Annotated in this window: 8 protein-coding genes and 1 pseudogene; all 9 read left to right on the forward strand. The window is 66.5% G+C overall.

Annotated elements, in window-relative coordinates:
- The coding region (locus IPF36_RS34035; protein ID WP_255520004.1) for an acyl-CoA dehydrogenase family protein at positions 1 to 144 on the forward strand (144 nt) is incomplete at its 5' end.
- 126 nt (positions 145 to 270) lie between these two features.
- Complete coding sequence (gene aceK / locus IPF36_RS34040; RefSeq protein ID WP_133098505.1) at positions 271 to 2,094, forward strand: bifunctional isocitrate dehydrogenase kinase/phosphatase; 1,824 nt, start codon at positions 271 to 273, stop codon at positions 2,092 to 2,094.
- Entirely contained in the window at positions 2,091 to 2,762 is a 672-nt protein-coding gene (can, locus tag IPF36_RS34045; protein ID WP_135704159.1) for a carbonate dehydratase, read from the forward strand. The genes aceK and can overlap by 4 nt, the downstream gene beginning before the upstream one ends.
- Positions 2,763 to 2,820: 58 nt before the next feature.
- Positions 2,821 to 3,999: an acetyl-CoA C-acetyltransferase gene (locus IPF36_RS34050; protein WP_133098507.1), complete on the forward strand. Its 1,179-nt coding sequence runs from the start codon at positions 2,821 to 2,823 to the stop codon at positions 3,997 to 3,999.
- 106 nt (positions 4,000 to 4,105) lie between these two features.
- Positions 4,106 to 4,786 carry an SDR family oxidoreductase gene (locus IPF36_RS34055; protein WP_133098508.1) on the forward strand — a complete coding sequence of 227 codons (681 nt, stop codon included), beginning with the start codon at positions 4,106 to 4,108 and terminating at the stop codon, positions 4,784 to 4,786.
- Between the two features lie 31 nt (positions 4,787 to 4,817).
- Entirely contained in the window at positions 4,818 to 5,948 is a 1,131-nt protein-coding gene (locus IPF36_RS34060; RefSeq protein WP_195432332.1) for an acyl-CoA dehydrogenase family protein, read from the forward strand.
- 95 nt (positions 5,949 to 6,043) lie between these two features.
- Positions 6,044 to 6,730 (forward strand): HAD family phosphatase, encoded by a 687-nt coding sequence (locus IPF36_RS34065; protein WP_133098510.1) that lies wholly within the window; start codon positions 6,044 to 6,046, stop codon positions 6,728 to 6,730.
- The gene (locus IPF36_RS34070; protein WP_195432333.1) at positions 6,727 to 7,155 is read left to right on the forward strand and encodes a YchJ family protein; all 429 of its coding nucleotides are present in this window, start codon (positions 6,727 to 6,729) and stop codon (positions 7,153 to 7,155) included. The genes IPF36_RS34065 and IPF36_RS34070 overlap by 4 nt, the downstream gene beginning before the upstream one ends.
- An 87-nt stretch (positions 7,156 to 7,242) precedes the next feature.
- Positions 7,243 to 7,437 (forward strand): annotated as a pseudogene (locus tag IPF36_RS34075) (methylcrotonoyl-CoA carboxylase); the annotation flags it as partial.

Consider the following 7,437-nt stretch of genomic DNA (forward strand, 5'->3'; position numbering starts at 1 on the left):
CAGATCCTGGGCGGCAACGGCTATATCAACGAATACCCGGCCGGGCGCCTGTGGCGCGACGCCAAGCTGTACGAGATCGGCGCCGGCACCTCTGAGATCCGCCGCATGCTGATCGGCCGCGAGCTGTTCGCGGAAACGATGTAACGGCATGCCGGGAGGGGTGCCGGATTCACCTCCGGCGCCCCCGGACATCCGCAGCGCTCCCCCGGAACCCATTTACAATCTCACTACCCGTCGCAAGACCGTCACGCAGTCGCCCCCCGTCGACCCATGTCCCACTTCCCCAAACTGCTCTCTTCGCAGATTGCCTTCGATGTGGCGAGAACGATGCTCGACGGGTTCGACAAGCACTACCGGCTGTTCCGCGAGGTCAGCCACCAGGCCAAGCTCAAGTTCGAGGCCGGCGACTGGCACGGGCTGCAGCAGATCCAGCGCGACCGCATCGCCTTCTATAACGAGCGCGTGCGCGAATCGAGCATCATCCTGGAAGACGAGTACGACGCCGAGAACATCGACGACGAGATCTGGCAGCAGATCAAGCTGCACTACATCGGGCTGCTGACCAACCACCACCAGCCCGAACTGGCCGAGACCTTCTTCAACTCGGTCTGCACGCGCATCCTGCACCGCTCGTACTTCAACAACGATTTCATCTTCGTGCGCCCGGCGATCTCGACCGAGTACATCGAGAACGAGGAATCGCCGACGCGGCCGACCTTCCGCGCCTACTATCCGGGCAGCCGCGAGGGCATGGCGGCGTGCTTCGAGCGCATCGTGCACAACTTCCAGCTGGAGCGCCCGTTCGAAGACCTGGCGCGCGATATCGGCTACGTGGTGCGCGCCGTCGGCGAGCATTTCGGCGACTTCCGCACCGCGCCGAATTTCCAGATCCATACGCTGTCGTCGCTGTTCTACCGCAACAAGTCGGCCTTCATCATCGGCCGCATCCTGAACGGCGACCGCACCTTCCCGCTGGCGATCCCGATCGTGCACGGCCCGTCGGGCAAGCTGGTGCTGGACTCGGTGCTGCTGAAGAAAGAACAGCTGCTGATCCTGTTCTCGTTCACGCATTCCTACTTCATGGTCGACATGGAGATCCCGTCGGCCTACGTGACCTTCCTGCGCGACATCATGCCGCGCAAGCCGCGCGCGGAGATCTACACGTCGCTGGGTTTGCAGAAGCAGGGCAAGAACCTGTTCTACCGCGATTTCCTGCATCACCTGCAGCATTCGTCGGACAAGTTCATCGTCGCGCCCGGCATCCGCGGGCTGGTGATGCTGGTGTTCACGCTGCCGTCGTACCCGTACGTGTTCAAGGTCATCAAGGACTTCTTCCCGGCGCCCAAGGAAACCACGCGCGAACTGGTGAAGTCGAAGTACCAGCTGGTCAAGCAGCACGATCGCGTCGGCCGCATGGCCGATACGCTGGAGTACTCCGACGTGGCCTTCCCGCTGTCGCGCTTCGATGAAGCGCTGGTGCGCGAGTTCGAGCAGCACGCGCCGTCGATGATCGAATACCAGCGCGACAAGCACGGCGGCGAGGAAATCGTGGTGCGCCACGTCTATATCGAACGCCGCATGACGCCGCTGAACATCTACCTGCAGGAAGGCACCGACGCGCAGGTCGAGCACGGCGTGCTGGAATACGGCAACGCCATCAAGGAACTGATGGCCGCCAATATCTTCCCGGGCGACATGCTGTACAAGAACTTCGGCGTCACGCGGCACGGGCGCGTGGTGTTCTACGATTACGACGAGATCGAGTACCTGACCGATTGCAATATCCGCAACGTGCCGCAACCGCGCAACGAGGAAGAGGAGATGTCGGGCGAGGTCTGGTACACGGTGCGTCCGCACGATATTTTTCCCGAGACATTCCGCACGTTCCTGCTGGGCGATGCGCGCGTGCGCGCGGCGTTCCTGCGGCACCACGCGGATTTTTTCGACCCTGCCATGTGGCAGGGTCACAAGGACCGGCTGCTGGCCGGACATGTCCATGACTTTTTTGCCTATCACCCTGCCGAGCGATTCATCAACCGCTACGGCGCTGTCTCTGAACTGCCTGCCGCCGACCCTGCAAGGAGAGTCGCATGAATGACGCCATCGCCCAGCTGTTCCGCAACAACCGTGACTGGGTGGACCGCGTCAACGCGGAAGATCCAACCTTCTTCACCCGCCTGGCCAACCAGCAGGCGCCGGAATACCTGTGGATCGGCTGCTCCGATTCGCGCGTGCCGGCCAACCAGATCCTGGGACTGGCCCCGGGCGAGGTGTTCGTCCACCGCAATATCGCCAACGTGATCGCGCACAGCGACCTGAACGCGCTGTCGGTGATCCAGTTCGCCGTGGAAGTGCTCAAGGTACGCCATATCACGGTGGTGGGCCACTACGGCTGTGGCGGCGTCAAGGTCGCGCTCAAGCGCGAGCGTATCGGCCTGGCCGACAACTGGCTGCGCCATGTGCGCGACGTGGCCGACAAGCATGAGGCCTACCTCGGCACCGTGCTGCGCGAGGAAGACGCGCATACCCGGCTGTGCGAACTGAACGTGATCGAGCAGGTCAGCAATATCTGCCAGACCACGGTGATCCAGGACGCCTGGGACCGCGGCCAGGCCGTCACGGTGCACGGCTGGATCTACGGCGTGTCCGACGGCCTGCTGCGCGACCTGGGCATGGCCGCCAGCAACAACGACGAGCTGCGCGAGCAACTGGCCGTGGCCTACCGCCAGTACGGCGATCCGCCGCAGGCGTCAATCCGCTGACGCGCTGGTCCTGCACCAGGCACCACTTACGCAACCATACCGATCCAGGAGACCCGACATGGAAGAGATCGTCATCGTTTCAGCCGCCCGCACGCCTATGGCTGCGTTCCAGGGCGAATTTGCCAGCGTGACCGCGCCGCAGCTCGGCGCCGCCGCCATCCGCGCGGCGGTAGAGCGCGCCGGCCTGAAGCCGGAGCAGGTGGAAGAAGTGGTGTTCGGCTGCGTGCTGCCCGCCGGCCAGGGCCAGGCGCCGGCACGCCAGGCCGCGCTGGGCGCGGGCCTGCCGCTGGCCGTGGGCTGCACCACCGTCAACAAGATGTGCGGCTCGGGCATGCGCGCGGCGATGACCGTCTATGACGGCCTGATCGCCGGCTCGTTCGATGTCGCGGTCGCCGGCGGCATGGAAAGCATGACCAACGCGCCGTACCTGATCCCGAAGGGCCGCGGCGGCTATCGCATCGGCCACGGCATGATCTACGACCACATGATGCTGGACGGCCTGGAAGACGCGTATGACAAGGGCCGCGCCATGGGCACCTTCGGCGAGGACTGCGCCGCCAAGTATGGCTTCACGCGCCAGCAGCAGGACGAATTCGCGATGGAAAGCGTGCGCCGCGCGCAGCAGGCCACCGAGAAGGGCGACTTCCGCTGGGAAATCGCGCCGGTGACGGTATCGGGCAAGGGCGGCGACACGGTGATCGACACCGACGAAGGCCCGCGCCGCATCAAGCTCGACAAGATCCCGTCGCTGAAGCCCGCCTTTGCCAAGGACGGCACCATCACCGCCGCATCGTCGTCGTCGATCAACGACGGCGCCTCGGCGCTGGTGATGATGCGCGCTTCCACGGCGAAAAAGCTGGGCCTGCAGCCGATCGCCCGCATGCTGGGCCACACCACGCATGCGCAGGCGCCGGGCTGGTTCACCACCGCGCCTGTGGAGGCCATCGCCAAGCTGTACCGCAAGCTGGACTGGAACACCGACAGCGTCGACCTGTTCGAGATCAACGAGGCCTTCGCCGTGGTGCCGATGGCGGCGATGCACGATCTGAAGATCCCGCGCGACAAGGTCAATATCCACGGCGGCGCGTGTGCGCTGGGGCATCCGATCGGGGCCTCGGGCGCGCGCATCATGACCACGCTGATCGGCGCGCTGCGCAAGACCGGCGGCAAGCGTGGGGTGGCGAGCTTGTGTATTGGTGGTGGTGAGGCAACGGCGGTGGGGATTGAGATCCTGTAAGGGCTTTCGCTTCCCGCTTGTTTTCTCCCCTCTCCCGCATGCGGGAGAGGGGAGCCATGCAGAGGCAGTTTGCTGAACCCGTCGGTACCAGACCAAGGAGCAACCCTTGCCAACCGTCCTGATCCTCGGTGCCTCCCGCGGCATCGGCCTTGAATTCGTCCGCCAGTACCGCGCCGACGGCTGGCGCGTCATCGCGGCGGCACGCACGCTGGAAGGCGTGGGCGCGCTGCAGGCGCTTGGCGCCGAAGCCCATCAGGTAGACCTGTCGGATCCCGGCGCTGTCGCCGGGCTGGGCTGGAAGCTCGACGGCGAAGCGCTCGACGTGGCGATCTACAACGCCGGCGTGCTGGGCCCGCGCACCGAAGGCGCGCAGCCGGTGACGCCGCAGGACTTCGACCGGGTGATGCACGTCAACGTGCTCGGCCCGATGATGGCGCTGCCGCTGGTGCTGCCCTATGTCGAGGCCGGACAGTCCGGCCACGGCGGCGTGCTGGCGGTGCTGTCCTCGCGCATGGGCAGCATCGGCGGCATGGAGCACAACGGCAGCTGGCTGTACCGCGTCAGCAAGGCCGGCGCCAACGCAGCGCTGCGCGCGGTCTCGCTCGACGCGCGCCATGCCACCTGCGTGGCGCTGCACCCCGGTTGGGTCAAGACTGACATGGGCGGCCAGGAAGCCGACCTGACCGTGCAGCAGAGCGTCAAGGGCATGCGCCAGGTGCTGGCCGGCGTCAAGCGGCGCGACAACGGCACTTTCCACAACTACGACGGCACGCCGATCCCCTGGTGATCGCGGCGCGCACGACCAACCGACCATCGATATGCTGCTGACCCCCGAACAGGAAATGATCCGCGACGCCGTGCGCCAGTTCGCGCAGGAGGTGATCGCGCCGCAGGCCGCGCAGTGGGACCGCGACAAGACCTTTCCCAAGGACGTGCATCGCGAACTGGCCACGCTGGGCGCCTATGGCGTGGCCGTGCCGGAAGAATACGGCGGCGCTGGCCTGGACTACCTGTCGCTTGCGCTGATCCTGGAAGAGATCGCGGCCGGCGACGGCGGCACCTCCACCGTCATCAGCGTCAACAACTGCCCGGTGTGCAGCATGCTGATGTCATTCGCCAGCGAGGCGCAGAAGCAGCAGTGGCTGGTGCCGCTGGCGCGCGGCGAGATGCTCGGCGCGTTCTGCCTGACCGAGCCGCACGTCGGCTCCGATGCCTCGGCGCTGCGCGCCACGGCGGTTCGTGACGGCGACGACTACGTGCTCAACGGCGTCAAGCAGTTCATCACCAGCGGCAAGAACGCCGACGTGGCGATCGTGCTGGCGGTGACCGACAAGGCCGCCGGCAAGCGCGGCATCAGCGCGTTTATCGTGCCGACTTCCACGCCCGGCTATGTTGTGGCGCGGCTGGAAGACAAGCTCGGCCAGCATTCGTCGGACACTGCGCAGATCCTGTTCGAGGACTGCCGCGTGCCGGCGGCCAACCTGCTGGGCGACGAGGGCGGCGGCTACAAGATGGCGCTGTCGGGGCTGGAGGGCGGGCGCATCGGCATCGCCTCGCAGAGCATCGGCATGGCGCGCGCCGCGTTTGAAGCGGCGCTGGCGTACGCCAGGGAACGCGAGAGTTTCGGCCAGCCCCTGTTCCAGCACCAGGCGGTGCAGTTCCGCCTGGCCGAGATGGCCACGCGCATCGACGTCGCGCGCCAGATGGTGTGGCACGCGGCGGCGCTGCGCGACGCCGGCCGCCCGTGCCTGAAGGAAGCGGCGATGGCCAAGCTCTTTGCCAGCGAGATAGCGGAGCGGGTCTGCTCGGACGCGATCCAGGTGTTCGGCGGCTATGGCTATGTCAGCGACTTCCCGGTCGAGCGCATCTACCGCGACGTGCGCGTGTGCCAGATCTACGAGGGCACCAGCGATATCCAGAAGATCCTGATTGCGCGCGCGCTGGCCTGACCCGGGCTTAAAAAGCGTACGATGATGCCATGTGCCGCCGGCGTCCCCGGCAACAGGAGGCACGACCGCCTGGACAACAAGGAAAAGAAACCCGCATGACCGCAGTAACCCAGGGCCATTCCGGCCGTTTCGATTGCGTGATCTTCGACTGCGACGGCGTGCTCGTCGACAGCGAGCCCATCGTCAACCGCGTGCTCAACCAGATGCTGAACGAACTCGGCATCGGGATCTCGCTGGAAGACTCCACGCGCCTGTTCCTCGGCCGCGCCGTGCGCGAGGAACTGGGCATGATCGAACGCATGCGCGGCGCGCCGCTGCCCGAGAACTGGCTGTCGACCTGGCTGGCGCGCCGCAACGCGGTGCTCGAGGCCGAAGTGGCGGCCGTGGCGCATGTGCGCGACGCCATCGGCAAGATCGCCGCCACCGGCATGCCGGTGTGCGTGGCGTCGGGCGCGGACCGCATCAAGGTCAAGCTGCAGCTGACCAAGACCGGGCTGGTCGAGCTGTTCCAGCAGGATGAGCGCGAGCATATCTTCTCCGCCACCGAAGTGGCGCGCAGCAAGCCCGCGCCCGACGTGTACCTGCTGGCGGCGCGCACCATGGGCGTCGAGCCGGCGCGGTGCGCCGTGATCGAAGACAGCCCCACCGGCGTCACCGCCGGCGTGGCCGCGGGCATGACGGTGTTCGGCTACGCCGCGCGCAACGACGCCGCGTCGCTGCGCGAAGCCGGTGCACACACGCTCTTCACCGACATGCGCGAGCTGCCGGAGCTGGTGGGATGACCGCGCGCCGCCCGCCCAAGGCCGGTCCGGTGCCGTGCCCATGCGGCGGCGCCGACTATGCTGCGTGCTGCGGCCGCTTCCATCGCGGCGAGGCGCTGCCGCCCAACGCGGAAGCGCTGATGCGCTCGCGCTACAGCGCCTATGTGCTGAACGACACTGACTGGCTGCGCCAGACGTGGCATCCGTCTACCTGTCCGGCGGACCTTGCGCCAGACACCGCCACGCGCTGGCTCGGGTTGTCGGTGAAGGCGCACGCGCAGCAGGACGACACCCATGCCGAAGTGGAGTTCGTCGCGCGCTACAAGGTCGGCGGGCGCGCCTGGCGGCTGCATGAGCGCAGCCGCTTCGTGCACGAGCCGCGCGCGCCCGGCGAGACCCCGCGCTGGCTCTATGTGGATGGCGACATGATCGAGGAAGCGCCATGAGCATCGCCACATAGGCCGGCCTCCATCCCTCGCATGCAGCGCAGGCTGGACGGATCCCCACCAAGACCCTAGCAACGAGACGATACGATGCCCACGCTGGAAACCAAACTGAACGCCCGCTCGGAATCGTTCAAGGCCAATGCCGACGCGATGCGGGAACTGGTGGCCGACCTCAAGGCGAAGGTCGCAAAGCTGGCGCAGGGCGGCGGTGACGATGCGCGCAACAAGCACCTGTCGCGCGGCAAGCTGCTGCCGCGCGACCGCGTGCAGCAACTGCTCGAC

Source organism: Cupriavidus sp. IK-TO18 (assembly GCF_015549295.1).
GTDB classification, from domain to species: Bacteria; Pseudomonadota; Gammaproteobacteria; order Burkholderiales; family Burkholderiaceae; genus Cupriavidus; species Cupriavidus oxalaticus_A.

Coding starts and splice junctions, on each gene's coding strand:
- aceK (WP_133098505.1), top strand. CDS start 271: ATGTCCCACTTCCCCAAACTGCTCTCTTCGCAGATTGCCTTCGATGTG.
- can (WP_135704159.1), top strand. CDS start 2,091: ATGAATGACGCCATCGCCCAGCTGTTCCGCAACAACCGTGACTGGGTG.
- IPF36_RS34050 (WP_133098507.1), top strand. CDS start 2,821: ATGGAAGAGATCGTCATCGTTTCAGCCGCCCGCACGCCTATGGCTGCG.
- IPF36_RS34060 (WP_195432332.1), top strand. CDS start 4,818: ATGCTGCTGACCCCCGAACAGGAAATGATCCGCGACGCCGTGCGCCAG.
- IPF36_RS34065 (WP_133098510.1), top strand. CDS start 6,044: ATGACCGCAGTAACCCAGGGCCATTCCGGCCGTTTCGATTGCGTGATC.
- IPF36_RS34070 (WP_195432333.1), top strand. CDS start 6,727: ATGACCGCGCGCCGCCCGCCCAAGGCCGGTCCGGTGCCGTGCCCATGC.